Raw genomic sequence first — 26143 nt, 5'->3', positions numbered from 1 at the left:
GCACTCGCCGCTGCACTTATCCGGCTGAGGCTCTATCTGACCGAGGCCCTACCTGACCGAGCGGCGCCAGGAACCCGTGCCTGGTTTGGGCGGCAGATTCAATTGCACCCTCCTGGCCCAGTGCCGAGTGGGGGCCGCTTTGCCTTCACTGTCCTCGCCGGCTTGCAGAGCAAGGACGACGGCGGTCACGGCAGCCAGCTCTTCCGCAGTGGGATTGCCGCGGGTCACGTTGAGCAGCGGCGCGTTCTCAGACCCGGCTGCCGGAGTTTCCTGGATGGCTGTCACAGCGGGATGTTTCCATGCTTCTTGGCAGGCAGGCTGGCACGCTTGTCGCGCAGTGCTCGCAGACCCTTGATGAGCTGGATGCGGGTGTCGGCCGGTGCGATGACGGCGTCCACATAACCCAGTTGTGCAGCCTGATACGGGTTGAGGAGTTCGTCCTCGTAGTCGCGCACAATCTCGGCACGGCGGGCCTCGACGTCTCCGCCGTCGGCCTCAACGGAGGCAAGGTCGCGGCGGTACAAGATGTTCACGGCACCCTGAGCTCCCATGACGCCGATCTGGGCGGTGGGCCAGGCGAGGTTCAAATCAGCGCCGAGCTTCTTGGACCCCATTACGATGTACGCTCCGCCGTAAGCCTTACGGGTGATGACCGTCAGCTTCGGCACGGTTGCTTCGGCGTAAGCGTAGAGGAGCTTGGCGCCGCGGCGGATGATGCCCTGGAATTCCTGATCCTTACCGGGCAGGAAGCCGGGGACGTCGACCAGCGTGATGATGGGGATGTTGAAGGCATCGCAATTGCGGACAAAACGGGCAGCCTTTTCGGACGCGTTGATGTCCAAAGTGCCGGCAAACTGCATGGGCTGGTTGGCGACAATGCCCACCGTGTGGCCCTCGATGCGGCCGTAGCCGATCATGATGTTGGGAGCGTACAGGGCCTGCATCTCCAAGAAGTGGCCGTCATCCAGGATCTGCTCGATGACTGCACGCATGTTGTACGGCTGGTTTGCCGAATCCGGGATCAACGCGTCCAAGGCGAGATCGGCGTCGTCGAGCTCTAATTCCTGCTCATGCTCGGTGACGGGCGCCTCGGCGAGGTTGTTGGATGGGAGGAAGTCAAGCAGTTCGCGGACAAACTCAATGGCGTCAGCCTCATCCGTGGCCAGGTACGTGGACGTTCCCGTGGTGGTGTTGTGCTGGCGGGCGCCACCCAAGGTTTCCATGTCCACGTCTTCGCCCGTGACGGTTTTGATGACGTCGGGTCCGGTGATAAACATGTGGCTGGATTTGTCCACCATGACCACGTAGTCCGTCAGGGCGGGGGAGTAAGCAGCGCCGCCGGCGCACGGACCCATGATGAGCGAGATTTGCGGCACGACGCCGGAGGCGTGGACGTTGTTGCGGAAGATATCGGCAAACATGGCCAGCGAGGCCACGCCCTCCTGGATGCGGGCACCGCCGCCGTCGTTGATGCCGACAACAGGGCAACCGTTGCGCAGTGCGAATTCCTGAACCTTGACGATCTTTTCGCCGTTGACCTGGCTGAGGGAGCCGCCGTAGACGCTGAAGTCCTGGCTGTAGATCGCGACAAGGCGGCCATCCACGTTTCCGTAGCCGGAGACCACGCCGTCACCCAAAGGCTTCTTCTTCTCCATGCCAAAGGCTGTGGAGCGGTGTACGGCCAGGGCGTCAAACTCCACGAAGGAATCGGGGTCTACCAGCAGATCGATGCGTTCGCGGGCCGTGTTGCGGCCCTTTGCGTGTTGCTTCTCAACGGCGGCCTCACCGGAGGGCTTTTCGGCCTGAGCCATCCTGTCGCGGAAATCGGCAATTTTGCCTGCTGTCGTCGATAGATCGTGGCTCATTGATACTCCGGATCAATAGTGTGGATACTTGCAGGCCTTCATAGGAACCGCACAAAAGGTCAAACTCTACTGACAGTCTAATAACGATATGGAGCCCTGCATGTGTAGGAACCCTACAAAGTCGGCCGAAAAGTATCTGGCGTTTTGTCCCAGTTCCCACTTTTTGACCGGGTATGGGCTCAGTGGCGGTTCCGCATTGGCTCACCGGTGGTATCAGCGGTGGTTCTTCTGGAGGCCGTGGTGGTAGTTGTTGCGGCGTTTTCTTTGGGTGGGGTCAAGCGTCCACGGTGGTGTGAACCAAGGAGTGCCGTCGATGATGTTTGCTTGCCATTGACTGTGGTGGATGAGGGTGTGGTGGGCTCCGCAGAGTAAGGCGGCGTTGTTGAGGTTGGTTTCTCCGCCTTCTTGCCAAGGGATTACATGATGGGCTTCACACCATGTGGCGGCCGCCCTGCAGTCAGGGAAGGCACAGCCGAGGTCTCTAGCGAAGAGGAGTTTGCGCTGAGCGGGTGTGAAGAGGCGTTGGCTGCGGCCAGCATTGATGATTTCTTGTCCGTTACGGTAAGTGATTTTGGTGATTTCGGGATCGCACAGAGACTGGCTGAACAGGCTTAGCGGCATGGGGCCGCTATAGGTGGTGTAGGCAGTGCCGAGACCGTCGGCACGGCGAAGGTCTTCCTCCGTGCAGCTGATGATGAGTTGGGTTTTCAGTCCGCCGTTGAGGGGGAGCTTTCCGGTGCGAGCTGCGAGTTTCACGCAGGAGATCAGCCCTTCAAGGAGTTTTTGCCCGTTGGTGCGGGTGTCTTTCACGGCCGGGTCACTGCTGAACGGGTCAATCGGGTCAAGACCGGGCAAAGTTTCGTTATCGCCGGGTGCTGAGACGTCTACCCCGTAGACGGAATGCGGCCAAGGCTTGTCGGTGTCGTCTTCAGGGGCGCCGTCACAGTCATCATGGCTGTTGAGTGAATCACTGGCGCTGGCACTGGAACTTGTCCCGCTGTAGCTACTGTTGCCCCTGGTGTTGGTGAGTGGGGTGCTATCCCACTCGGGGCCGAAGCCATAGTTCTGCTCTGGCGGCGGTTCTGGAGAGGGTGGCGGTGAGGGTGCTCCCGGATGGACTCCGGGTTCGCCTCGAGGTTCACTTTCCGTGGCCGTGGCCGTGGCCGTGGCCGTGGGCTTGGGCTTGGGCATGGGCTGGGGTGCAAACGCGGGTGTACCTGGTGGTGTGGGGCCGAACCAGAACCAGGTGTCTCCGTCGTAGACAGGCGGCAGCGCGTTTTCGGGAGCTTGCGGCGGACGAGGCGGGATTTCCCAGGGTTCGATTCGGCGTCGCCACCCGTTGATGAGTGGTGGAGGAATCGGTCGTGCTGGCTCTGGCTCAGGATCTGGCGCTGTCTGTGTCTCCGTAGCCGTCTCTGCATCTGGCTCAGGTTCCGGCGTTGGCTCAGGATCTGAATAGGGATCAGGCTCGGGCGATGGCGGCGCAGCTTGCTGCTGCACCTCAGGTGGCTGTGGTGGTGGTCCCTGATGTAGTGGGCCTGACTGTGCTGTATCTGGGGTTCGGGATTCCCTGCTGGAGGGTGGATCCGTGCTGGTGGTGGTGGTGTTGGTGAAGAGGTCGGAGATGTCGTGGAGTTGGTCTAGCAGCGATTCTTGCCCGGCACATTCTGAATTGCCTGAATTGCCTGATTCTCCGCTGAACCCCGTAGTTGTATCGGAGCCCGTGTGGGTATCGCTTGCCGTGCTGGTGCCAGCCTGATGACCTGCACCGGCGCTGCCGTTGACGCCGTCCTCTGGTGTGGCAAGGGTGTCGATGTTGGTGTGTTTATTGGGGTTGGTAGCGAAGCTGATCACCGCCATGAGCTGTTCGTATTGTTCTACGGTGCAGGCTCCGTAGATGGAAACTAGCCCCCGGCGGGGCTTGCGGAAGAACAAGCCTTGCCGTGCAAGTAAATCCGACTCGCTGGGTTTGTTCCCGTCGGGGTCTAGATGGCTCATGATCTGGTTTCCCACTGACCTGATGAAATCAGGGCCTTGAAGTTGACCGGTGGCAACCAGGGCTTCTTCGACTTCGACGGATTTCTCTTCGCTGATGCGGCCATTGCTGGCGAGCCGGCCGGCTTCTTTGAGAAAGTGAGAAACGCTCTCGGCGCGTTCTAGGGAGAGCGATCCATTGAAGAAGGCCTCTGCCAGGATCTGATGAGCGGTAGGGGCTACAGCGCCTGTGATGGTGTCAACCACAGGCAGGACTTGTTTGGCCAGGGCGATTCTGCGGTGAGCTTCACTGGAGCTTAGTTGCAGGGACTGCACGAGTACGTCGACGGTCCCACGAGCACCGGTCTCGGCATAGCGTCCGGCCGTGACACGCAGATCCATTTCCCCAGCGTTTTGGACGCTCAATGCCTGTGCGACGCACATCAAACGCTCTACGTCTTGAGACCACTGCGCAAACTCCACGTCAGAGAGGGAGCCGAGATCAACGCCAACGTCAACGCGGCTATCCGATGGTGAGGGCACAGAAGATTGGGACGAGTTTGGAGACGGTGCAGGGGGGCCCGTTGAGCACAAAGCCCGAACAAGATTGAGGAGTTGGTGTACATGATCACCAACCCGCAAAACCCCTGAATGGGGAGCCGATTCAACCGGCATCCCCGCCGTTGTGTCCATAGCTCTATTTTATGAGAAGGTACTGACATTTAAGGGCCGTAGAAGCCCCTGTGGGGACAACTGCAACCTGGCATTCCCTGTGGAGGAATGAGCGCCCGTTTTTGGGCTGGAATCTCAACCCTAGGCAGGATTTGTCAGTCTCAGCGCCGGATAGGATTAGTACTATGAACGGCGCCGCAACAAACCCTGACCAGAACGGTCAGACCCGACCCCACCAGCTGCCAGCGGCAGCTCTCAACTCTGCCCCTATCAAACTTAACCCTGCCCGCTTGAAGTCAGAGCTGATGCATCCGCGGGGAGACTTTGGGCGCGTTGATGTGGTGGACTCAGCCGGGTCGACCAACACTGATTTGGCCGCCGGTGCTGCCGACCTCAAGCAATACTTTCCGTCCCTGAGCGTCTTGATTGCCGATGCTCAACCTGCTGGCAAAGGTCGGCTTGGGCGGGCGTGGGAAGTTCCTGCTGGAGCTGCAATGATTTCCAGCGTCTTGGTGTGGCCGGGGGAGCAGCGAGCCACAAGCGCAGCCAACCCGACGGGCACTACTTTTGCTGCCACGGGCTACGGATGGCTGTCCATTCTGGCCGGAGTGGCACTCTGCCAGGCGCTGCGCACTCTCACTGGCGTCCCGGCCACGCTCAAGTGGCCCAATGATGTAGTGGTCAACGGCAGGAAGCTGGCGGGGATCCTCGCCCAAGTGGTACCCATGCCGATGGCTCCCGCGCCACAGGTGCCCACGTCCCAGATGACCAGACCACAGGTGCCCGCCTCCGCAGGTCAGACTGCGAACCATCCCTCAGCGGGACAGACCTCAGCAGCCCACACCTCAGCGGAACACGCCTCAGCAACCACCGGAATGGTGGGGGAGCGCACACAGTCGGGAATCGGCGTCGTGGTTGGCGTGGGGGTCAATGTCAGCGCAGAGCAAACTGAGCTGCCAACGGACAGGGCCACCTCATTGTTAATTGAGGGGGTTCACGGGTCAGGGCTGGATAGAAATGTGTTGTTGCCGGGCTACCTTAACAATTTTGCCAGGCTGTACCAGGCGTTTGTCGATGTGGGTGGGGATGCGCAGGCCCCTTTGCAAGGTGGTGCCAGCGCTGTGGATCTGGCCCGAAACCTCATGAGCACGTTGGGTCAGCAAGTGCGGGCAGAATTACCCGGCGGCGCCCTGCTCTTCGGCACGGCCGTGGACTTGAATAGTGACGGCAGTCTGCTGTTGCGCGATGCCGCCGGCACCGAACATACGGTCAGCGCCGGCGACGTAGTGCACCTGCGCAGGACTGGCCCGGATGGTGCCCTTGGCTATGCATAAGTTGATGCTCGAGCACGAACAAGTGGAGATTCGCTGCCATCCGCATTCGCGAACGTTGGTGGGACCCATTTCTGTTGGCCTGGTGCTCATCATGCTGGGATCGGCGGCGTTGGCGAAACTTCAGCCCTTGCCGTTTGCACAGTGGGCTCCTGCTGCGGGGCCATGGCGCCAACCGCTGGTGGTGATTGTGGTGGTGGCGGTGTGTTTACTGCTGCTGATCTATCCGATTAGACGTATCTGGCGGTGGACTGGGACCAAATACACGCTCACCAACCAGCGCCTGCTGGTACGTCACGGGTTGCTCAGCAGGAAGCTGCAAATACACGTCCTGGCCCACATGCAGGAGGTACGCGCCGTCCAGAGTTGGCGCCAGCGAATGGTGGGTTCTGGTGATTTACAACTGATCGCCCACCCGGACACAGTAGTAACGGTGCGTGAAATACCGCACTGGACCGAGTTTAATAAAGATGCCCAACAATTTTGGGCTACGGAGTTCCGAGCGTCCATGCAGCAAACTCCCCAAGAACGGGACTACTCTTGGACCGTAGGTATGAGCGAGAAGGAGCTGCGCAAGCTTGGAAGAGACCACTGATCCACCCGAGCCATCGTTAACGCCTGCCTCGCACAATCAAACCAAGGCATTGGAAACGCAGCTTTTGGGCGGCGAACGGACCATGAAGCGCCGTGATGTAGCCGCCGGAGTTGGCGTTTCATTGCTGTCTGCCCGCAAAATTTGGCGCGCCATGGGTTTCCCTAACTTGGGGGACGAAGACGTGGCGTTCACTGCGCGTGACCAAGAGGCGCTGCAAATCGTGGTCACCATGGTGCGTGAGGGTCTACTGACCGAAGAAACCGCCATATCCGTCACCCGTTCCATCGGCCAGATGACGGACCGTATGGCTGTCTGGCAAATCGAGGCCTTGGTGGAAGACCTCGTCGTGGAACATGGTGTCAGCGACGCCGAGGCTCGCCGCGCCGTTGTTTCCGAGCTGCCTAACTTGATTTCGCCCCTGGAAGAGCTGTTGGTGTATTCCTACCGACGTCAGCTCAACGCCGGCATCCAGCGTCTTGCCGTGCGCGCCCAGGAAGGCTTGGCCTCCAGTGAATTAGGGCGCGACGGCGACGAGGACGACGCGCCGCTGCCCCTGGCCCGCGCCGTGGGTTTTGCCGACCTGGTCAGCTACACCTCCTTGTCCCGGCGCATGAATGAGAAGACCCTGGCTCGGCTGGTTCAGCGCTTTGAAAACATTTGCGCTGAGATCATTAGCGTCGGTGGTGGCCGCCTGGTGAAGACCATTGGCGATGAAGTGTTGTTCAACTGCGAAACGCCTGTGGCTGGTGCCCAGATTTCTCTGGCGCTAGCCGAGGCCATGGCGGCCGACGATTTCCTTCCCGAAGCCCGTGTGGCCATGGTTTGGGGACGCGTACTTTCCCGACTGGGCGATATTTACGGTCCCACCGTGAATCTGGCCGCCCGCCTGACCTCGTTGGCGCAACCCGGAACCGTCCTGATTGACTCGGTCACGGCCTCGGCGCTGTCCGGCGACGACCGCTTTATCCTGACTCAGCTCCCCGTGGAAAATGTCCGTGGATTCGGTGAGATTGCGCCGGTTCTGCTGGGGCGCGGCACGGGCCAGGGCCTCGTCGTCGACTAACGCACCGCCAGTTCGCTGCTGGCATTGCTGGGCGTGGGCTCAGTTATTGCGACCGTGTTCCGTTGCCGGCGCCTGTGCCCGTGCCGTTGCCACTTTCCCTGCGTGTTTCCGGGCGTGCCGCACTGCCACGCACGACGCCGGGTCCCGGCTTCCAGCCTCCCCTCACCGAGGTGCGCCTGGGGTGAGCGTTCCCCCAGCGTAGGCCTGTGGGTGTTGTGTCTCATTTGCATCTCGACGACGAAGAATCTGTTGACACTCGAAATCGTGACATGTCATATTTTACTGATAAGCGAAGTGTGATCTAGATTACGTAGGCCAAGCGAACGGGGTATCCCGAAGAACTCGGCCGCGTTGTCACGTCAAAGGAGATGTAGGCAATGAAACTTCGAATTCCCAAGGTTTTGGCCGTAGGTGCCGTGGCCGCAGCGCTCATGGCAACAACCGGCTGTGGCGGAATACTCAGCGGCGGAGATGGGAATGCCTCAGGCGATTCCGGCCCCATCAAAATTGCTGCGGTCATTCCGCTCTCTGGCTCCAGCGCACCTACTGGTACGTACATGAAGAACGGCATGCAAATGGCGATCGATGAGATCAATGCCAAGGGCGGGGTGCTTGGCCGCCAGCTGCAGTTTGATCCGGAGGACGAGGCCTGTGATCCCACCCAGGCTGCAGCCGCTGCCAACAAGGCAGTCTCCAACGGAGCCGTGGTCTCAGTGGGCGGTTATTGTTCCGGGGCCACCTTGCCAACGTTGCCCATCTTCGCCAAGGCAAACATCCCAATGATCATCCCGGCCGCCAACTCTCAGGAACTGGTCAACCAGAAGCTGCCCAATGTGTTCCTGATCAACGGCACCGGAGCCCAGCAGTCGGCGGCAGCGGTGAAGTTCATGGCTAAGGACGGCGTGAAGTCGGTGGCCCTTGTTGATGACAACACCAGCTACTCCAAGGACATTGCGTCCCAGACCAAGAAGGATTTGGAAGCGGCAGGCGGCATTAAGGTAGCGCTGGCCACCTCGGTCACAGCCGGTGAAAGCGACTATTCGTCAGTGGTCCACGACATCACAGGCGCCAACCCGGACATGGTCTACTGGACCGGTTACTACCAGGAGGGTGGCCTGATCATCAACCAGCTCAAGGCTGCTGGCTTCAAGGGCAAGATCATGGTCGCAGATGGCAGCGTTGACGCCTCATTGATTGAGATTGCCGGCGGTACCAATGCTGAGGGCGTCTTCGCCACCATGACCCAGACCCCCGATACCATCAAGGGTGCTGAGACGTGGATCGCCGATTACACGAAGAAGTTTGGCTCGGCCCCGGGACCTTACTCGACCCAGTCCTATGACGCCGTCCGGCTCGCTGCTGAGGCCATCACCAAGGCTGGCAGTACCGATGGGGACAAGATTATCGCCGCTTTGAACGCCATCGACGGCTTCGAACTGTTCTCCGGACCGCTGAAGTTCACACCGGAACACACGCTGAGCAGTGGCGGATTCCAGATCCTCGTGGTCAAGGATGGCAAGTTCACCCTGCATGACGATCTGAGCTAACCCGCCAAGGGAACACCACACTGGTCGGGGCGGGCGTCGACGATGATGCCTGCCCCGGCTGCCATCCTTGAATCAAGGCAGGTCCCATGACACAGCTCGTTTGGAATGGCCTCTTCGTCGGCTCATTCTATGCACTGATTGCCCTTGGCTATTCCATGGTCTACGGCATTATCAAACTCCTCAACTTCGCCCACGGTGACCTTTACATGCTGGGCGCATTCATTGGTTATGCGATGCTCAGCTCCGTCGGCATCATCCCGGCTTCAATGTCCATCACAGCCCTTCTCATAGTGCTCTTGCTGACCATGATCATCTCGGGCGGCATTGGTGTGGGCATTGAGCGTCTCGCCTACCGGCCGCTGCGTGGCTCGCCGCGGCTCGCGGTCCTCATTACCGCCGTCGGCGCCTCCTTCACCCTCGAATACGGGGTCAGCGCCATCGCCGGCCCCAACCCACGAGTGTTCCCGGTCCGGCTTCAGGGCCAGACCTTCGATGTCCTCGGCGCGCGGGTATCGGCCCCACAAATTGTGCTCATGGTGATCGCCGTGTTGCTCATGCTGAGCCTGAACTCCTACATTCAACGCACCTCCATGGGCCGTGCAATGCGCGCCATTGCCCTGGATCCCAAGGGTTCGCTGCTCATGGGAATCAACGTCAACAAAGTCATCACGTGGACGTTCTTCATTGGCTCTGCGCTGGCAGGTGCCGCCGGGGTCATGGCTGGCGCCTACTACGGCAAGATCGATTTCCTGATGGGCTTCATTATTGGGCTCAAGGCCTTTACCGCCGCAGTGATTGGCGGCATCGGCAACATCAAGGGCGCCATGCTAGGCGGTTTGCTCCTGGGCCTGCTGGAAGCGTTTGGGTCCCAGTGGCTGGGCGGGGAATGGCGCGATGTGTTCACCTTCGCGGTGCTGATCGCCTTCCTGACCTTGAAACCCACCGGCCTGCTCGGCGAACGAGTGACGGAGCGTGTCTAAATGAGCGAAAACATTGACAGCTCCACCGCCCCGCGCCTAATCGGCAAACCGGCCAGCGTTGTCTCGCGGCTCTTTGAAAGCAAGCAGCTGGGCTGGGCGGGGTTTGCCATAGCAGTGATCTTCCCCTTCCTGGTCGCCAACAATTACGCGATGAACATTGCCACGACGGCTGTCATCTTCATTTTGTTGGCCTCCGGGCTGAACATTGTGGTGGGCTACTGCGGCTTGCTGGACCTTGGTTACATTGCCTTCATGGCGGTGGGTGCGTATACCGCTGGCATTGTGTCCAAGGCGTGGGAGCTGCCCATCCTGTTCACCATCCCGGCCGTGCTACTCATGACGGTCCTTGCCGGACTGATCATTGGCGCACCCACCCTGCGTCTGCGCAGTGACTATCTGGCCATCGTGACGCTGGGATTCGGTGAAATCATCCGTCTCACAGCCAACAACCTGACCATCACCGGCGGGCCTTCCGGTATTTATGGCATCCCCGGCGTTGAGCTGTTTGGCCTAGACCTCTCCAGCCCCGTGATGTTTTACTTCTTCTGCGTTGTTGTAGTGAGTTTGCTGGTGCTGGGCTCAGCGCGGCTGGGTAAATCGCGGCTTGGCCGCGCCTGGCGCTTTGTCCGGGAGGACGAGGACGCCGCCGAGGCCATGGGCATCCACACCTACAAGGTCAAGTTGGCGGCCTACATCTTCGGCGCTATGTGGGGCGGCATGGGCGGCATGCTCTTCGCCGCACACCTCTCCGCGATTTCCCCGCAAAGCTTCGTGTTCCTGCAATCGGCGCTGGTGCTCATGGCCGTTGTACTTGGCGGCATGGGCAACACCCGCGGCGTGGTGGTGGGAGCCGTGGTCATCTCGCTGCTGCCGGAATTCCTGCGCGACATGGGCAACCTGCGGTACGTGATCTTCGGCGTGGTGCTGATAGCTGTCATGGTGCTGCGGCCTCAGGGCTTCTGGCCCGCCCGGGCTTATGAACCCGAAAAGGGTGAACCTAACAAGCACGGGCCTGACATGGACGACGGCGGCTCCGGACCAGGTGCGCACGGCAGGAAACGCTCCCGGAGGGAACACAAGAAGGTAACCACCTCCGGCCAGGAAAGTTTCGGCCGGGAAACCTCCAGCCAAGAGAGAGGAGAGAACGCATGAGCCCGCTCTTGGAAGTCACTGACTTGCAAATCGCCTTTGGTGGCGTGAAGGCCGTCAACGGACTGAGCTTTAGCGCCGACGCCGGGGAAATTGTCTCCGTCATCGGACCCAACGGCGCCGGCAAGACCAGCGCCTTCAACTGCATCACGGGCTTTTACAAGCCTGTGAGCGGCCACGTGAAGGTTGATGGGAAGGACATCACGGGCAAACGCCCCGCCGTCATTGCCGCCACCGGGGTGACCCGCACCTTCCAAAACCTGCGGCTCTTTCCAGACCTGACTGTGCTGGATAACGTCCGCGGCGGGATGCACCTCTACGGCGGCCAAAACGCCCTGGACGCGCTCTTTCACACGCCCAGATACCGCAAGAGTGAGGAGTACTTCACGGCTGAGGCGCACCGCTGGCTGGACTTTGTGGGCTACAAGGGCGGGCGCGGCATCCCCGTGCGCAACTTGGCCTACGGCCAACAGCGGCAGGTGGAGATGGCACGTGCCATGGCCCGCAAGGCCAAGTTGGTCCTCCTGGATGAGCCGGGTGCTGGCCTCAACCATTCCGAAAAACGTGAGTTGCTGGAACTGTGCCGCAAGATCAGGGACTTAGGTGCCGCCGTCGTACTCATTGAGCACGATATGAGCGTGGTCATGGAGGTCAGCGAACGGGTTGTGGTCATGAACTTCGGCAAGGAAATTGCTGACGGCACCCCGGCCGAAGTGAAAAAGAACCCGGCCGTGATTGAAGCGTACTTGGGCAAGGAAGACGAACCGGAGCCTGGCGCTGCGGCGCACAAGGAAGAGGGTGAGTCCTGATGGCCATGCTCGAATTTGAGAACGTGGAAGTTTTCTACGGCAAGATCCAGGCCCTGCGCGGGATCACGGTCCGGGTCGAGGAGGGGGAGATTGTCTCGCTGCTGGGCAACAATGGCGCGGGGAAGACCACAACGTTGTCCACGGCGTCGGCCATTGTGAAACCGCACGCTGGCAGGATCAGTTTCGCGGGGCAGGACATCACGAAGGCCAAGCCGTGGGAGGTGGTCGCGGCTGGGCTGATCCATGTACCGGAAGGTCGGCGCATCTTCTCCACCCTCTCCGTGATGGAGAACCTCCAATTGGGCGGCTATCTGGTCAAGGACCGGGGTACCGTGCAAAAACGCATTGCCGATGTTTTGGAGCTGCTGCCGCTCTTGGCCGAGCGCCGCAATCAGCAGGGCGGCACACTCTCCGGCGGTGAGCAGCAGATGCTGGCCATTGGGAGGGCGCTGATCGCCGGGCCCAAGATGCTCATGCTGGACGAGCCCTCCATGGGGTTGGCGCCGCTCATTGTTGCCCAGGTCATGCAGGTGATCAAGGAAGTTAACGCGAACGGCACCACAGTGTTGCTGGTGGAACAAAACGCGCGGGCCGCCCTGAAAATCACCAGCCGCGGCTACGTCATTGAGAGCGGCGTCACGACCCTGACAGGGACGGGGCCCGAGCTGCTGGCCGATTCCAGGATTGTGGAGGCCTATCTGGGCGCCTAGACGGGTGCTGCGGTGCTGCTGTCCAGAATTGACGCGCCCCTTGTGTCATGTCATATTGTACTGAATGGTTCTTGGGTTTTACCCGGACCGAACACAGTGGTGAGAGCAAAGCGGCAAGCAGGCAGTTTTAAACAATTTGTACTGGGACGAAGGGTGATCGGCGCGTGGATATTCACGACTGGAGCATTGGCACAGTGGACTATCACACGGCGGGGGAGCCGTTCCGGATAGTGCCGACGTTGCCGTTTGAGATAGCCGGGGACACCGTGCTGGCCAAGCGCATGGCTGCGGCCACCGGCCCCGCCAACACCCTGCGCCGACTCTTGGTCAATGAGCCGCGCGGCCATGCCGATATGTATGGCGGGTTCATTGTTCCGCCCAACGATCCCGGCGCTCACTTCGGTGTTCTGTTCTGGCATAAGGACGGCTTCTCCACGGCGTGCGGCCATGGCACTATGGCGCTTGGCGCGTGGGCCGTGCGCAGCGGAATGGTGCCTGCCCCGAACGACGGCGTGACGGACGTGGTGATCGACGTCCCCTCGGGGCGCGTCACGGCCCAGGTGACAACCGTGGCCGGGTGCATTGAATCCGTCACCTTTTGCAATGTCCCTTCCTATGTCGCGGCCCGAAACATTGCGGTACAGACCCCTGATTTTGGCACCCTCACCGTGGATGTGCTCTGGGGCGGAGCACTGTACGCCTCCCTTCCTGCGCGGAAGGCGGGACTTCACATCACGCCGTCGGACCTGAATGCGCTCATTGCCGCTGGCCGGCAGATCAAAGCAGCGCTCGCAGACCACCCGGCAGCCAAGCATCCCAGCGAGCCTCGGCTGGACGGGATTTACGGCACCATTTTCCATGAAGACGCCGAGTCGGCCGGCGGTCTACTGGCGCAACGCAACGTGACGATCTTTGCCGACGGGCAGGTGGACCGTTCGCCCTGCGGATCCGGTACGGCCGCCCGCGTGGCTGCCTTGGACGACTCGGGGGAGTTGCTTCACGGCGCCGAGCTGGCACATTTGTCCATTGTCGAATCGCGTTTTACCGCATCCGTGCTGGCGCGCGACGATGGGGGAGTGGTGGTGGCTGTCCGCGGCAACGCCTACCCGGTAGGGGTCTCCACCTTCACCCTGGACCCCCGGGACGAGCTCGGGTTGGGCTTTGTGCTGCGCTAAGGCGGGCCCCGAGCTGCACCCCAACAACACCGAGAAGGTGTTCAAGTATTTGCAAGAAACTATTGCCCAGTTGGGCAGAGGAAAGTGAAAATGACTGAAATATTCCCACCCGCGATGATCCCAGCGGCCCGAGCGGCGGCCCCGACTGCCCCATCTGTTGCGACGGCCCCAACCGCCTCGACAGCCTCGATGCCGAGCCCGACTACTCAGGATCCCCGCATGCCGAAGCTGGCCAACATCCCTGCGTTCACCGAGTATATGAGCCAGGGTTGGGGCACCCCGGACCGGACCCCGCCCGTGGTGGCTGGTGCTGCCGCCGCTGCCGAACGCCACCGGGACCGGCTCTCGGCGCAATATCCTGGCCACGCGCTGGTTATCGGGGCCGGAGTTGCTCCCGTGCGGGCCAATGACACCTACTATGACTTCCGGCCGGACTCAGACTTCTACTGGCTCACTGGTGCCAGCATTGAGGGTGCTGTTCTGGTCATGACACCGACGGCCTCCGGACACGACGCCACCTTGTTCATTCCCACCCCGTTCTTCGCCGGAGACCCCCGCTTCTTCACGAATGCTGCGCACGGTGAAATGTGGATTGGTTCAGCCCCTGACTTCTCCGACTGGTCCGACGCATTGGTGCTTCCCGTCAAAGGCCTGGATGAGCTTGGTGCCGGAATCAGTGCCGCCCTGCGCTCTGCCCAAAGCTCAGCTCGGTCCGCCTTGGCTGCCGGTGTGGTGCCGCAGGATGTCATTGCCAGACATGGGCTTGATGCCGGCGGCGAACTTGGCCGGGTCGCCGCCACGCTCCGCATGATCAAGGATGACTGGGAGATCGCCCAGTTGCGCGAAGCCGTGGACCATACTGTTGACGGATTTGCCGCTGTGCTCCGCGAGGTTCCCGCGGCCATTGCGGCCGGTGGAGAGCGGTGGCTCCAGGGCACCTTTGACCGCCACGCCCGCACGCATGGAAACGGCGTGGGCTACGCCACCATCGTGGGAAGTGGCAAGCACGCACCCACGCTTCACTGGGTGCGCTGCGATGGACCTGTGCTTGAGGACGCGGTTCTGCTGCTGGACATGGGGGTGGAGGCAAAGAGCTTCTACACGGCCGATGTGACGCGGACCTTCCCTGGTTCTGGCACCTTCAGTCCCATTCAGCGCCAGGTGCATGACCTTGTGGAGAAGTCTCACCGGGCTGGACTGGCTGCGGTAGGCCCTGGTAGGCCGTGGACGGATTTCCATACGGCTTGCATGGAAGTCATTGCCAACGGGCTGAACGATTGGGGTCTGCTGCCTGTCTCGGTCGATGAGGCGTTGTCACCGCAGGGGCAGCACCACCGCCGCTACCTGGTTTGTGGGGTAGGGCATCACCTAGGGCTTGATGTTCACGACTGTGCGCAGTCCAGCTATGAGAGTTACCAGGGTTCGCCCATGGAAGCCGGTATGGTGCTGACTGTTGAACCGGGCCTGTATTTCCATGAGCACGATCTGACCTTGCCTCCGGAACTGCGGGGCATTGGTGTGCGGTTGGAGGATGACATTGTCGTTACAGCTACGGGCTCCGATGTCATTTCTGATGCCCTGCCACTGGATGCAACTGGTATTGAGGCGTGGATGGCGCGGGCCCAGAAATAGTCCTCCAAACCCTAGTGGAATGTGACATTGCACTGTTAGGCTGAGTTCGTACCCATGGCTGGCGGTGCTGTTGAGTACGTGCGGGCACCGCCAACCTCTCAGCCGCACAAGAACACTTTCAAGGAGATCTCCATGACGACCCGCACCCAGCCTTGGCAGGGCATCCACGTTGCCACGGCACTTCCCTTTAATGCCGATATGAGCGTTGATTACGAATCCTTCGCCGACCACGTTGCCTGGCTTGCCGTCAATGGCTGCGACGGCGTCTGCCCCAATGGTTCGTTGGGTGAATACCAGACGCTGACTGACGAAGAACGGGCCAAGGTCATTGAAACCGCCGTTGCCGCCTCTCCGGAAGGTTTCACCGTCATGGCCGGTGCGGCTGCGTATGGAGCCGACGAATCACGCCGCTGGGCCGAACAGGCAAAAGCTGCCGGTGCATCCTCCATCTTGTTGCTCCCGCCAAACACTTACCGGGCCGACGAAGAAACCGTCGTTGCCCATTACCGGGAGGTGGCTAAGGCTGGCCTGCCTATTGTTGCGTACAACAACCCGCTCGACACCAAGGTGGACCTCATCCCCTCGGTGCTTGCGAGGCTGCATGCAGAAGGCTTGATTGTCGCCGTGAAGGAATTCACCGGTGATGTCCGCCGCGCCTACGAAATTGCCGAATTGGCTCCTGAGCTGGATCTGCTCATCGGCTCCGATGACGTGCTGCTGGAAATGGGTATCGCTGGAGCCGTTGGCTGGATCGCAGGCTACCCCAACGCCATCCCTCAGAGCACCGTTAACCTCTACAACCTGGCCACGAGCGGGAGCATGGAAGACATCGCCACGGCACTGCCCATCTACCGCGAACTGCACTCCTTGCTGCGCTGGGATTCCAAAACGGAGTTCGTCCAGGCCATCAAGCTGTCCATGGACATCGCCGGACGCAAGGGTGGTCTTTGTCGCCAGCCGCGGCTGCCGCTGAACGAAGATCTGGTCTCCCGGATCACGGCCGATACCGAAGCCGTGCTGGCCAAGGGGTATAAGTAAGTTTCACGGAGCACTGATTTTCATTGAGCTCTGAAGTTCAACGAGCACTGAAGGGAGCAACGTAGATGCGCAGTAAGCGGGTCTATCATGCCGTGGATTCCCACACGGAAGGGATGCCAACCAGGGTCATCACTGGGGTGTGGGAACCATCCCTGGAAAAACGATGGCCGAACGCCGGCAATGGTTCATCGACAACTGCGACGATGTGCGTACCTTGTTAATGTATGAGCCCCGCGGACATGCCTCTATGAGCGGTGCAATCCTGCAGCCACCCACCCGTGACGATGCCGATTATGGGGTTCTGTTCATTGAGGTCTCTGGTCTGCTGCCCATGTGTGGGCACGGCACCATCGGTGTCGCCACGGTGCTGGTGGAAACCGGCATGGTTCCTGTCATTGAACCAGTCACCACCATCCGGCTCGATACGCCGGCCGGGCTGGTGGTGGCGGAAGTGGCCGTCGAGAATGGTGCGGCCAAGAAGGTCACCATCCGCAACGTCCCTTCCTTCTCCTTGGCCCTGGAGCAGAGCGTTGAGGTGCCAGGTTTCGGCCAGGTGCGCTATGACATGGCGTTCGGCGGGAACTTTTACGCCATCGTGGAACTTGCCGAGCTCGGACTGCCCTTTGAACGTGCGGCCAAGGACCAGCTCCTGAACGCCGGACTGGCCATCATGGAGGCCATCAACCAAAGCAACCCGCCTGTGCATCCCGAACGGCCCGACATCAGCGGCTGCCACCACGTCTACCTCAAGGCGCCGGACTCAACTGCAGTCCACTCACGCCACGCCATGGCCATCTACCCCGGCTGGTTTGACCGCTCACCCTGCGGCACCGGTACCAGCGCCCGCATGGCTCAACTGCATGCTCGCGGCGAACTCGCCCTCAATGCAGAATTCATTAACGAAAGCTACATCGGCACACAATTCATCGGGCGGCTCGTGGAAGAAACAACTGTCGGGGGACTGCCGGCAGTCATCCCCACCATCACAGGCAGGGCCTGGGTGACGGGCACGGCCCAGTACATGTTGGACCCTGATGACCCCTTCCAAGCAGGCTTCCTGCTGTGAGTCCCGAAGCGAGCACCGCAGGCCGCAGCTGTATCCTCACCGACGAGGAGACCGCCATGCTCGATGGCCGGCGCGGTCCGGGCACTGCCATGGCCATGCGAATGGTAGTGGCGTTGGCCGGCGTTTTGGACGCTGACAGGCTCATTCCGGTTCACAATGCCCACATTGACAGCTGTCTCTATCACGGTCAGGCGGGGCTGGACTTTGCCCAAAAACTGGTAGTCCTGGGCGCTCGAGTGAGCGTGCCCACCACGCTGAACGTGAGTTCCCTGGACCTGATGCATCCGGGTCTGGTGCGGCTGCCGCCCGAAGAAGCGGTGCCCGCCAGGGCGCTCATGGACGCGTACCGGGCCCTCGGCGCCCGAGCCACCTGGACCTGCGCCCCGTACCAAACGCTTGAGCGGCCTGCCTTGGGGGAGGACATCGCCTGGGCAGAATCTAACGCCATTGTGTTCGCCAACTCGGTGCTGGGCGCCCGGACCGAACGCTACGGCGACTTCATTGACATCTGCGCTGCCATCACCGGACGCGTGCCCCACGCCGGGCTGCATCTGAGTGAGCGACGCGTGCCCACACTCGAACTCGACTGCTCCGAACTATCACCACAGCTGCTGGGGCATGAGGCAGGCTGGGCGGCACTGGGCGGAGTGGTCGGACGAATCGCCGGTTCGCGAGTTCCTTTGTTGACCGGAATCGACCCGGCACTGATCGACGAGGACAAGCTCAAGGCCTTCGGTGCGACCGCCGCCTCCTCGGGTGGGCTGGCCCTTTTTCATGTTGCCGGCTCCACCCCCGAGGCGCGAGCCGCCCGCTGGAAGAGTGCTCCGGAGCGGGCGTTCATCACCCCCGCCATGGTCCGCGAGATCCGCGATGAACTAACGACGGCGGGAGTTGCGGATCGGCTCGATACGGTCGCCTTGGGCACGCCTCACTTTTCGCTGAGTGAGTTCGGCAAGCTTGGTGCCCTTGTAGGGGATCAGCCAACTTTTGCGAAGAGCTGCACCGTGTGGATTTCCACGTCGCGCGAGGTTCTAGGTCAAGCCCAGGAGGCAGGCTTGGCCCCATTGGTGGAGGCGCGCGGTGCACGGATCGTAGTGGACACCTGCACCTACGTGACCCCGATTCTGGGACCGGAGGAACGATCCGTCATGACGCCGTCGGGCAAATGGGCATGGTACGCGCCTATGAACTTAGGCGTTCAGGTCATCTTTGGCACACTGGAGGAATGCGTTGCCTCGGCAGTCGCGGGCAAGGTGGTGCGGCATGACTGGCAATGGGAGTGATTCGGTGGCCGCACATGACGTGATGATCAAGGGTGTCACCTTGTGCCCGGGGGAGGGCTCCGGGCCGCCCCTCTTCTTGGCGCAACCGCTCTCTTTTTGGGGTGGCGCCGACAGATCCACAGGCATGATCATCGACACCCACCACCCGCAGCACGGTGCCCTGCTCGCTGGCACCGTCCTGATGATGGACGCGTCCCGAGGCTCCAGCTCTTCTTCCTCCGTACTGGCCGAACAGCTGCGGGCCGGAGTGGGACCGGCCGCCATTGTGCTCACTGCCCGCGACGCGATTGTGGCTCTGGGCGTACTCGCGGCCGCCGAACTCTACGGCAGCACCACACCAGTGGTCCTGCTGTCGCCGATGGACGCAGCAACTCTTCGCAACAGCCTGTCAGTCAGGCCAGCTGTGCCGTCGACCGGGCAAACACGGGTATTGGTGACGGCACACGCCGACGGTTCTGCCGTCGTCGTACTTCAACTACAGACTCCCAGACAAGGACAACCGTGACCCTGCCCTATTTCGATGCCGAGGCGCTCGCCACCCATCTGACACCCGCCCGCGCGGTCGCCGCACTGGAGGAGGCGTTGTTGGGCGGGCAGGATCCGGAACTCGACTCGCCGCGACTGTTTGCGCCGCTGGAAGCAGGGGAATTCCTGCTCATGCCGGCCCAGTCGGCTAGGTATGCCGGGATCAAGGTTGCCACGGTAGCACCCGGGAACCCGGCCAAGGGTCACCCGAAAATCCAAGGCACCTACCTGCTGCTGGACAGGTCCACCCTGACCCCGCTGGCCGCAATGGACGGGGCCGAACTGACCTTGATCAGGACTCCTGCCGTCACCACCTTGGCCATCAAGCACCTGCTCGCGATTCGAGGCGCAGCATCGGCGGGCGTGGTCACCGTGCTAGGCACCTCGCTGCAGGCGGACAGACATATCGAGGCGATCCATGCGGTGTGCGGCATTTCTGAGCTGGTGGTCATTGGGCGGCGTGCCGAGGCTGCCGACGCCTTGGCGCTGAAATGGGCAGGCAGGGGAATTCCCTCCCGCGCAGGTGTTGCGCAGGACGTCGCCACGGCCAACGTGGTGGTGTGCGCAACGTCCTCGGTCACACCCGTTTTTGACGGCCGGTTGATCGCTGACAACGCCATCGTGGCGGCCATAGGTTCGCACGGGCTAGACGCCCGGGAGGTCGATCCGATCCTCGCGCTACGGGCGGAGGTGGTGGTTGAGGGTGTTGCTTCGGCGCTCCGAGAGGCTGGAGATCTCATCCCGGCGCGGTCCGCAGCGCAGTGGAAAGACCGTGGTTTATGCACCTTGTCGGAGCTCGTGGTGGGACGATTCGGGCCCGTTGCAGGGAAGCCGTTGCTGTACACGGGCGTTGGCATGTCCTGGGAAGACATTGTGGTTGCCGGGCGGGCGTTTGAGATTCTCCACGATGCTGACGCCAAAGTACACTAAAATTTCATATTGCAGTGCAACATTGCAGTGACACCAAGTGCCTCTGGGGAGATGGAGTGGGTATGGACCCGCAAGGAACATCGCATCTGACAGTCGTCAAAAAGAACATTAGCCTGCGTGAGACGGTAACTCAGGCGCTGCGTGCGGCCGTGATTTCCGGTGAAATGAAGCCCGGCGAAGTCTATTCTGCGCCAACGCTCGGGAAGCGATTTGGGGTATCTCCGACTCCCGTCCGCGAGGCGATGCTGGATTTGGCGAAGGAAGGCCTGGTTATTTCTTTGCCCAATAAGGGTTTTCGGGTCACGGAAGTCTCGGATGAAGACCTGGATGAAATCGCCGCACTTCGTCTGCTGATCGAGCCGCCCACCGTCAAGGAAGTTACGCCCCTCATCGATGCCGTTGGTTTGGCCCGGCTGCGAGAAATGGCTGCCGACATCGTTGACTATGCCGGAGACAGCGATCTGATCGGCTACACCGAGGCTGATATGAAATTCCACCTGGCCATTTTGGAGTACAGCGGCAACCGTCGTCTGGTGTCCCTCATTGCCGATCTGCGCTCTCACACCCGCCTGCTCGGCTTGGCCCCGCTGGCCGCCAGCGGCAAGCTACGTGACATGGCGCTGGAACATATTGAACTCGTTGACCTGATTGAGGCCGGCAAGGCCGAGGAAGCGCAAGAGCTCATGAAAGTGCACATCGGCCACGTTCGATCGGAATGGGCTCAACACTAGAGTCAGGCGCATGCCCAGGTGCTAGCTCAGGCGCTTGGGTGCTACCCAAGAGGACGTCCCCGATAGGGCTGGCCTCGTCCATGGCGGTTCGCTTGATGACCCGCGGGGATGGCCGGCCCTCAGTGAAACATGAGTCAATCTTTGTCACCGACGATGCCTAGGAACAGTTAGTGGCATGTGACATACTACTGTCATGACTCTTCCCCGCACCGCCGACGTTGTGGTCATTGGCGCGGGCGCTGTGGGCGCAGCGTGCGCTTACTACGCGGCACGTGCAGGCTTGAGCATTGCCGTCGTGGAGCAGGGTGCCATCGCCTCGGGGACCTCGAGCGCCTGCGAAGGCAACATCCTAGTCTCTGACAAAGAGGCCGGAGCTGAACTGAGCCTGGCCCAGTATTCGCAGGAGTTGTGGCGGGGCGATTTGGCGGAGTATTCCACGCTATGGGAGTTTGAATCCAAGGGTGGGCTGGTGGTTGCTGCCCGGCCCGGAACGCAGGAAAATTTGTTCCGGCTTGTCCAACGGCAGCGCGCCGCCGGGATTGGCGTGCAGCTGCTCACCGGCGCCGAGCTGCTGGACCGTGAGCCGCAGCTCAATCCGGCGATGGCAGGCGGGGCTTTCTATCCTCAGGATGCCCAGGTCCAGCCCATGCTCGTCGTGGCGCACCTGCTCAGGCTTGCTCGCGGCATGGGTGCAACCGTTCATCCACTAACGGCCGTCACCGGGTTCCTGCGCAGTGGTGATTCCGTCACCGGGGTGATCACCAACAAGGGCACCATCACAGCCCCGGCCGTGGTCAACGCCGCCGGTACCTGGGGCGGGGCTGTCGCGGAGCTGGCCCGCGTGCATGTGCCCGTCCTGCCGCGCAAGGGTTACATCATGGTCACCGAGCCGTTGCCGGTCCTGGTGCACCACAAGGTTTACGCTGCGGAGTATGTGGACAACGTAGCCAGCTCCGACGTCGGACTGCAAACATCCCCGGTGATCGAGGGGACCGACGGAGGGACCATCTTGATCGGTTCAAGCCGGGAACGGGTTGGATTTGAGAAGTCCTTTGAGGTGCGGGTGTTGGCCGAAATGGCGCGCAAGGCCATTGCCTTGTTCCCGTTCCTCTCGGAGGTGAAGGCGCTGCGCAGCTACTTCGGCTTCCGCCCCTACTGTCCAGACCACCTGCCAGTCATTGGCCCTGATCCACGAGCTCCCGGACTATGGCATGCCTGCGGGCACGAAGGGGCTGGGATTGGGCTTAGCGTCGGCACCGGAGCCTTGATCGCCGCATCGCTGAAGGGGTCCGAGCCAGCCATGGATCTTGCCCCTTTTGCTCCGGAACGCTTTGAATCACACCCCACCGCGGAGAACGCACATGCCTAAAACCAACGCGCCTGGAATCAAGCTCCCAGAGATCTTGCTGACGCTCGACGGCGTGCCCGTCACGGCCAGGCCCGGCCAAACTGTGGCTGCCGTGCTTATTGAGGCCGGGATCACCAGCTGGCGTACCACCCGAAAAGAGGGCCGTCCCCGGGGCTTGTTCTGTGGCATCGGTATCTGTTTTGACTGCTTGGTGACGGCCGACGGCGTCCCTAACCAGCGCGCTTGCCTCACCCCTGCCCGTGACGGCATGGCCCTGAAAACCGGTCGCCTGACGTCGGAAACTGCAGCGGGCGCCGGAGTGGCTCCCACGGTGGATCCCACAGGGTCTCTCACTGCGGCTCCCACGGCGGACGAGGTGAAGAGCAATGATGTTTGACGTAGCAGTGGTTGGTGCTGGCCCCGCAGGACTGGCTGCCGCCGTGCACGCCGCGGAGGCTGGGCTGGCGGTGGTTCTTGTGGATGCCGGAAATCAGCCTGGCGGCCAATTCTGGCGCCATGCGGATGAGAACGCCAGCTCCGCAAATGGCCATCTCGAAACGGCCAGTTCAGCCCCTGCCGAAAAGTCTGCAGAGGGGGAGGGGCACCACGATTGGAAGCGCTTCGCCCAGCTTCGGGCCAGGCTCTACGCTGCCGAAGAATCCGGTGCAGTGGCCTATTGGCGTAATACCCAGGTCTGGCTCATTGAAGGTAGCGAGCGTGAAGGCAGGGTGCCTAGAGGTAGCGAGCGTGAAGGCAGGGTGCCTAGAGGTAGCGAGCGTGAAGACCAAGCTCCTGAAGGCACAGCCAGCCGGAGTCGGTGCACCACCCTGCGGCTGACGCCGACCTTTGGCGGTGCAGCAGCTACTGATGACAGCAGCCAGGACAGCAGCCTGGCTGGCAGCGCGCCCGGTAGTCCCACTGGTAGCGTGCCCGATCTGGTCCGGGCCGCTCACGTCATTCTGTGCCCCGGAGGCTACGACCGGCAATTGCCCGTCCCCGGCTGGGAGCTGCCGGGCGTTATGGCAGCCGGCGGGGTCCAAGCACTCCTCAAGGGCAGCGGGACAGCGGTGGGGAGTGTCGCCGTCGTGGGTGGAACAGGGCCGTTCCTGCTCCCGGTCGCTACTGGGCTGGCGAAGGCCGGCGTGAAAGTAGCAGCTATCTGCGAGGCCAATAGCCCCCTTGGGTGGCTGCGCCATGGCGCAGGCGCCATTAGAGCGCCTGAAAAGGCCGGCGAAGGGCTTGAATACGCGGCCGCACTGGCCAGACATCGCATTCCGTACAAGGTGCGCACGGCCGTGACCAGCATTCATGGCACCGACCGTGTGGAGGCTGTGACCATCTCGAAGGTGAGCGCTAACGGTTCTCCCGTTCCGGGTTCCGGCAAGCGTATCGCGTGCGATCTGCTCGCCCTCGGGTGGGGCTTCAGCGCCCAGCTCGAACTGGTCATGGCGGCGGGTGCCGAGACGGAGATAGACGTGGATGGCTCCTTGGTGGCGATTGTCGATGAGCGGATGATGTCCACAGTGCCCGGAGTCAGCGTGGCCGGTGAAGCAACAGGCGTGGGCGGCGCAGCCATGGCCGTCACGGAAGGCGAACTGGCCGCGCTGTGCGTGGCTGCCATGAACGCTGCCGTGAACGTCGCCATGAACGCCCCCGTGAACTCCAAGTCCACCGAGGATGCACAACGTGCCGCCCGCATTGCCTGGCTGGCGAAAGATCGGGCGCGGCTGCGGGCGTTCGCACTCGCGATGCACCGGGCCAACCCTGTCCCGGCCCGTTGGCATGACTGGCTGACGCCGGAGACCACCGTGTGCCGTTGCGAAGAAGTCAGCTACGGCTCGCTGTGCGAGGCTCATGAACAGTTGGGAGCGCAGGACGCTCGCAGCCTCAAATCCTTCGCCCGCCCCGGCATGGGGTGGTGCCAAGGCCGGGTCTGCGGCTATGCCACCGCAGATATTGCGGCGCACCTTGCCGCTCGGCCCCTATCAGCTGATGACCTGCGCGCCATGTCCAAACGCTCACTGGCAGCACCCATCTCACTCGGCAAAATCGCCGCCCTTGATTTCACGACTGACACATCAGACACATCGGACTCGTTTGACGCGACTGAGAGGCCTGAGACGCCTGACGCTGTTGTCGCAATCCCTCAAGAAAAGGATCACTCCCATGGCAGCAACTGACACAGCACCCACCACCGGTGCCGAACTGGAAACCATCATGGCCGCGACGACGGAAGCCGCCCAGCTGTGGGGAGCTCGGTCTGCCACGGACCGGGCAGCAGCCCTCCGTGCCATGGCCGATGCACTCGATGACGCAGCCGAGGAACTCATCCCGCTGGCGGGGGAGGAAACCAACTTGCCCCCGGCCCGGCTCGGCGGCGAACTCAAGCGGACCACGTTCCAACTCCGGCTCTTCGCCGAAATGCTGGACGACGGCGGCTACCTCGATGCCCGCATCGACCACGCGGACCCTGCTTGGCCCATGGGTGCCCGCCCGGATATCCGCCGCGTACTTGAACCGTTGGGGCCAGTGGTGGTTTTTGCGGCCAGCAACTTCCCCTTTGCATTTAGCGTCGCAGGGGGAGATACCTGTTCGGCGCTCGCCGCCGGGTGCTCGGTGGTACTCAAGGTGCACTCCGGGCATCCGCGACTCTCCACTGCGGTTGGCCGTATAGCAGCGGAGGCACTTGATGCTGCCGGTGCACCGGACGGCTTGCTGCAACTGATCTTCGGCACCCAGGCCGGGCGCGACGCGCTTCTGGACCCGAGGGTCAAGGCTGGAGCCTTCACCGGTTCCATCCCCGGAGGGCGGGCCCTCTTCGATCTGGCCAGTTCACGCGAATCACCCATCCCGTTCTACGGCGAACTGGGCAGCGTCAACCCGGTCTTCGTGACCCGTGCAGCAGCCCATAAACGCGGCAGCGACATTGCCGCCAACTTCATGAGCTCCTTCACCATGGGAGCGGGGCAATTCTGCACCAAGCCTGGCATTTTGCTCGTGCCGGCTGATTCCTCCATAGCGGAGCAATTGGCAGACGCTGCCCGGCCCGCCCCCGCGAAGTTGCTCAACGATCGCATCCAGTCAGGCTTTGTCGAATCGTTGCGGGAACTGCGCCAGCACAAGGACGTCACCGGGCTGGGTGATTCAGAAGGTGTCTTTGATTTTCCGCCTGCTCCGTCCCTGACGGCCACCACGGCTGCAGCCCTTCTGGCTGATCCAGAGGGGCTGATCACGGAATGCTTTGGGCCGACGGCGCTCGTGGCGAGCTACACGGATGAGTCTGAGCTGCTCGCCGTGGCCGCAGTCCTGGACGGTCAGCTGACCGCCACCATCCACGGCGAAGACACAGACGTGATTGCTCCCGAGCTGGTGCGCCTGCTCGCCGCCAAAGCAGGCCGAGTGCTCTGGAACCAGTGGCCCACAGGGGTTTCGGTGACGTATGCGCAACAGCACGGTGGCCCCTACCCGGCCACAACGGCGCCCACCTCCACATCCGTTGGCACCGCGAGCATCAGCAGATTCTTGAGGCCTGTGGCTTACCAGGGCTTGCCCGTGCATCTGCTTCCGGCCGCTCTGCGCGATGAAAACCCGCTCGGTGTGCCGCAGCGGATTGACGGCCTTCTGGCCTAGAACTGTCCCCGGGCCGGTGGCCACGAGCGCGTCTGCCCGGGGTGTTCTACGTTCGTTCTAGGCCGGAAAATTAAGCCATCATATGGATCA

General features: G+C 61.8%; 22 protein-coding genes and 1 pseudogene. 20 read left to right on the top strand and 3 right to left on the bottom strand.

The window, feature by feature from the left end:
• Positions 1–48: 48 nt before the first annotated feature.
• The 3 genes from AS189_RS16175 to AS189_RS16165 form a co-directional block, all read right to left on the bottom strand.
• Positions 49–285 (bottom strand): acyl-CoA carboxylase subunit epsilon, encoded by a 237-nt coding sequence (locus AS189_RS16175; protein ID WP_237759897.1) that lies wholly within the window; start codon positions 283–285, stop codon positions 49–51.
• Positions 282–1865, bottom strand: coding sequence for an acyl-CoA carboxylase subunit beta (locus AS189_RS16170; protein WP_062291150.1), 1584 nt, complete (start codon positions 1863–1865; stop codon positions 282–284). The genes AS189_RS16175 and AS189_RS16170 overlap by 4 nt, the downstream gene beginning before the upstream one ends.
• 213 nt (positions 1866–2078) lie before the next feature.
• A complete protein-coding gene (locus tag AS189_RS16165) occupies positions 2079–4241 on the bottom strand; it encodes an HNH endonuclease signature motif containing protein (RefSeq protein ID WP_062291147.1) in 2163 nt (720 codons plus the stop codon).
• A 455-nt stretch (positions 4242–4696) separates the two neighbouring features.
• Here AS189_RS16165 and AS189_RS16160 point away from each other — a divergent pair, with 455 nt between their 5' ends.
• From AS189_RS16160 to AS189_RS16065, 20 genes and pseudogenes are all read left to right on the top strand, one after another.
• The gene (locus AS189_RS16160; RefSeq protein ID WP_062291145.1) at positions 4697–5845 is read left to right on the top strand and encodes a biotin--[acetyl-CoA-carboxylase] ligase; all 1149 of its coding nucleotides are present in this window, start codon (positions 4697–4699) and stop codon (positions 5843–5845) included.
• Positions 5838–6437 carry a PH domain-containing protein gene (locus tag AS189_RS16155; RefSeq protein WP_237760080.1) on the top strand — a complete coding sequence of 200 codons (600 nt, stop codon included), beginning with the start codon at positions 5838–5840 and terminating at the stop codon, positions 6435–6437. The genes AS189_RS16160 and AS189_RS16155 overlap by 8 nt, the downstream gene beginning before the upstream one ends.
• Positions 6421–7500, top strand: coding sequence for an adenylate/guanylate cyclase domain-containing protein (locus AS189_RS16150; protein ID WP_062291141.1), 1080 nt, complete (start codon positions 6421–6423; stop codon positions 7498–7500). Before AS189_RS16155 ends, AS189_RS16150 begins: the two co-directional genes overlap by 17 nt.
• A 377-nt stretch (positions 7501–7877) precedes the next feature.
• Positions 7878–9047 carry a branched-chain amino acid ABC transporter substrate-binding protein gene (locus AS189_RS16145; RefSeq protein WP_062291138.1) on the top strand — a complete coding sequence of 390 codons (1170 nt, stop codon included), beginning with the start codon at positions 7878–7880 and terminating at the stop codon, positions 9045–9047.
• A gap of 86 nt (positions 9048–9133) precedes the next feature.
• Positions 9134–10027, top strand: coding sequence for a branched-chain amino acid ABC transporter permease (locus AS189_RS16140; protein WP_062291137.1), 894 nt, complete (start codon positions 9134–9136; stop codon positions 10025–10027).
• Complete coding sequence (locus AS189_RS16135; protein ID WP_082634374.1) at positions 10028–11179, top strand: branched-chain amino acid ABC transporter permease; 1152 nt, start codon at positions 10028–10030, stop codon at positions 11177–11179.
• A complete protein-coding gene (locus AS189_RS16130; RefSeq protein WP_062291135.1) occupies positions 11176–11985 on the top strand; it encodes an ABC transporter ATP-binding protein in 810 nt (269 codons plus the stop codon). The genes AS189_RS16135 and AS189_RS16130 overlap by 4 nt, the downstream gene beginning before the upstream one ends.
• A gap of 5 nt (positions 11986–11990) precedes the next feature.
• Positions 11991–12695, top strand: a complete 705-nt coding sequence (locus tag AS189_RS16125) for an ABC transporter ATP-binding protein (RefSeq protein ID WP_337589229.1) — start codon at positions 11991–11993, stop codon at positions 12693–12695.
• Positions 12696–12859: 164 nt separating this feature from the next.
• Positions 12860–13870, top strand: a complete 1011-nt coding sequence (locus tag AS189_RS16120) for a proline racemase family protein (protein ID WP_237759896.1) — start codon at positions 12860–12862, stop codon at positions 13868–13870.
• A 219-nt stretch (positions 13871–14089) separates the two neighbouring features.
• Entirely contained in the window at positions 14090–15502 is a 1413-nt protein-coding gene (locus AS189_RS16115; protein ID WP_237759895.1) for an aminopeptidase P family protein, read from the top strand.
• 132 nt (positions 15503–15634) lie between these two features.
• Positions 15635–16540 (top strand): dihydrodipicolinate synthase family protein, encoded by a 906-nt coding sequence (locus tag AS189_RS16110; RefSeq protein WP_062293878.1) that lies wholly within the window; start codon positions 15635–15637, stop codon positions 16538–16540.
• A gap of 65 nt (positions 16541–16605) precedes the next feature.
• Positions 16606–17606 (top strand): annotated as a pseudogene (locus AS189_RS16105) (proline racemase family protein).
• Entirely contained in the window at positions 17603–18889 is a 1287-nt protein-coding gene (locus tag AS189_RS16100; protein WP_237759894.1) for an aconitase X, read from the top strand. Before AS189_RS16105 ends, AS189_RS16100 begins: the two are co-directional and overlap by 4 nt.
• Entirely contained in the window at positions 18870–19394 is a 525-nt protein-coding gene (locus tag AS189_RS16095; RefSeq protein WP_237759893.1) for an aconitase X swivel domain-containing protein, read from the top strand. The genes AS189_RS16100 and AS189_RS16095 overlap by 20 nt, the downstream gene beginning before the upstream one ends.
• Positions 19391–20344 (top strand): ornithine cyclodeaminase family protein, encoded by a 954-nt coding sequence (locus AS189_RS16090; protein WP_062291129.1) that lies wholly within the window; start codon positions 19391–19393, stop codon positions 20342–20344. Before AS189_RS16095 ends, AS189_RS16090 begins: the two co-directional genes overlap by 4 nt.
• 62 nt (positions 20345–20406) lie before the next feature.
• On the top strand, positions 20407–21075 hold the full coding sequence (locus tag AS189_RS16085) for a GntR family transcriptional regulator (protein WP_062291126.1): 669 nt from the start codon (positions 20407–20409) through the stop codon (positions 21073–21075).
• Between the two features lie 193 nt (positions 21076–21268).
• A complete protein-coding gene (locus AS189_RS16080) occupies positions 21269–22444 on the top strand; it encodes an NAD(P)/FAD-dependent oxidoreductase (RefSeq protein ID WP_062291124.1) in 1176 nt (391 codons plus the stop codon).
• The gene (locus AS189_RS16075; protein WP_082634373.1) at positions 22437–22820 is read left to right on the top strand and encodes a (2Fe-2S)-binding protein; all 384 of its coding nucleotides are present in this window, start codon (positions 22437–22439) and stop codon (positions 22818–22820) included. The genes AS189_RS16080 and AS189_RS16075 overlap by 8 nt, the downstream gene beginning before the upstream one ends.
• Entirely contained in the window at positions 22810–24603 is a 1794-nt protein-coding gene (locus AS189_RS16070; protein ID WP_129587310.1) for an NAD(P)/FAD-dependent oxidoreductase, read from the top strand. Before AS189_RS16075 ends, AS189_RS16070 begins: the two co-directional genes overlap by 11 nt.
• Positions 24590–26053, top strand: coding sequence for an aldehyde dehydrogenase (NADP(+)) (locus tag AS189_RS16065; RefSeq protein WP_062291121.1), 1464 nt, complete (start codon positions 24590–24592; stop codon positions 26051–26053). Before AS189_RS16070 ends, AS189_RS16065 begins: the two co-directional genes overlap by 14 nt.
• The last annotated feature ends 90 nt before the right edge of the window (positions 26054–26143 follow it).

The organism is Arthrobacter alpinus, from assembly GCF_001445575.1.
In the GTDB taxonomy this organism is placed as follows: Bacteria; Actinomycetota; Actinomycetes; order Actinomycetales; family Micrococcaceae; genus Specibacter; species Specibacter alpinus_C.
Note: the sequence above shows the minus strand (reverse complement) of the source record. Positions and strands in the feature narration are given on the sequence as shown.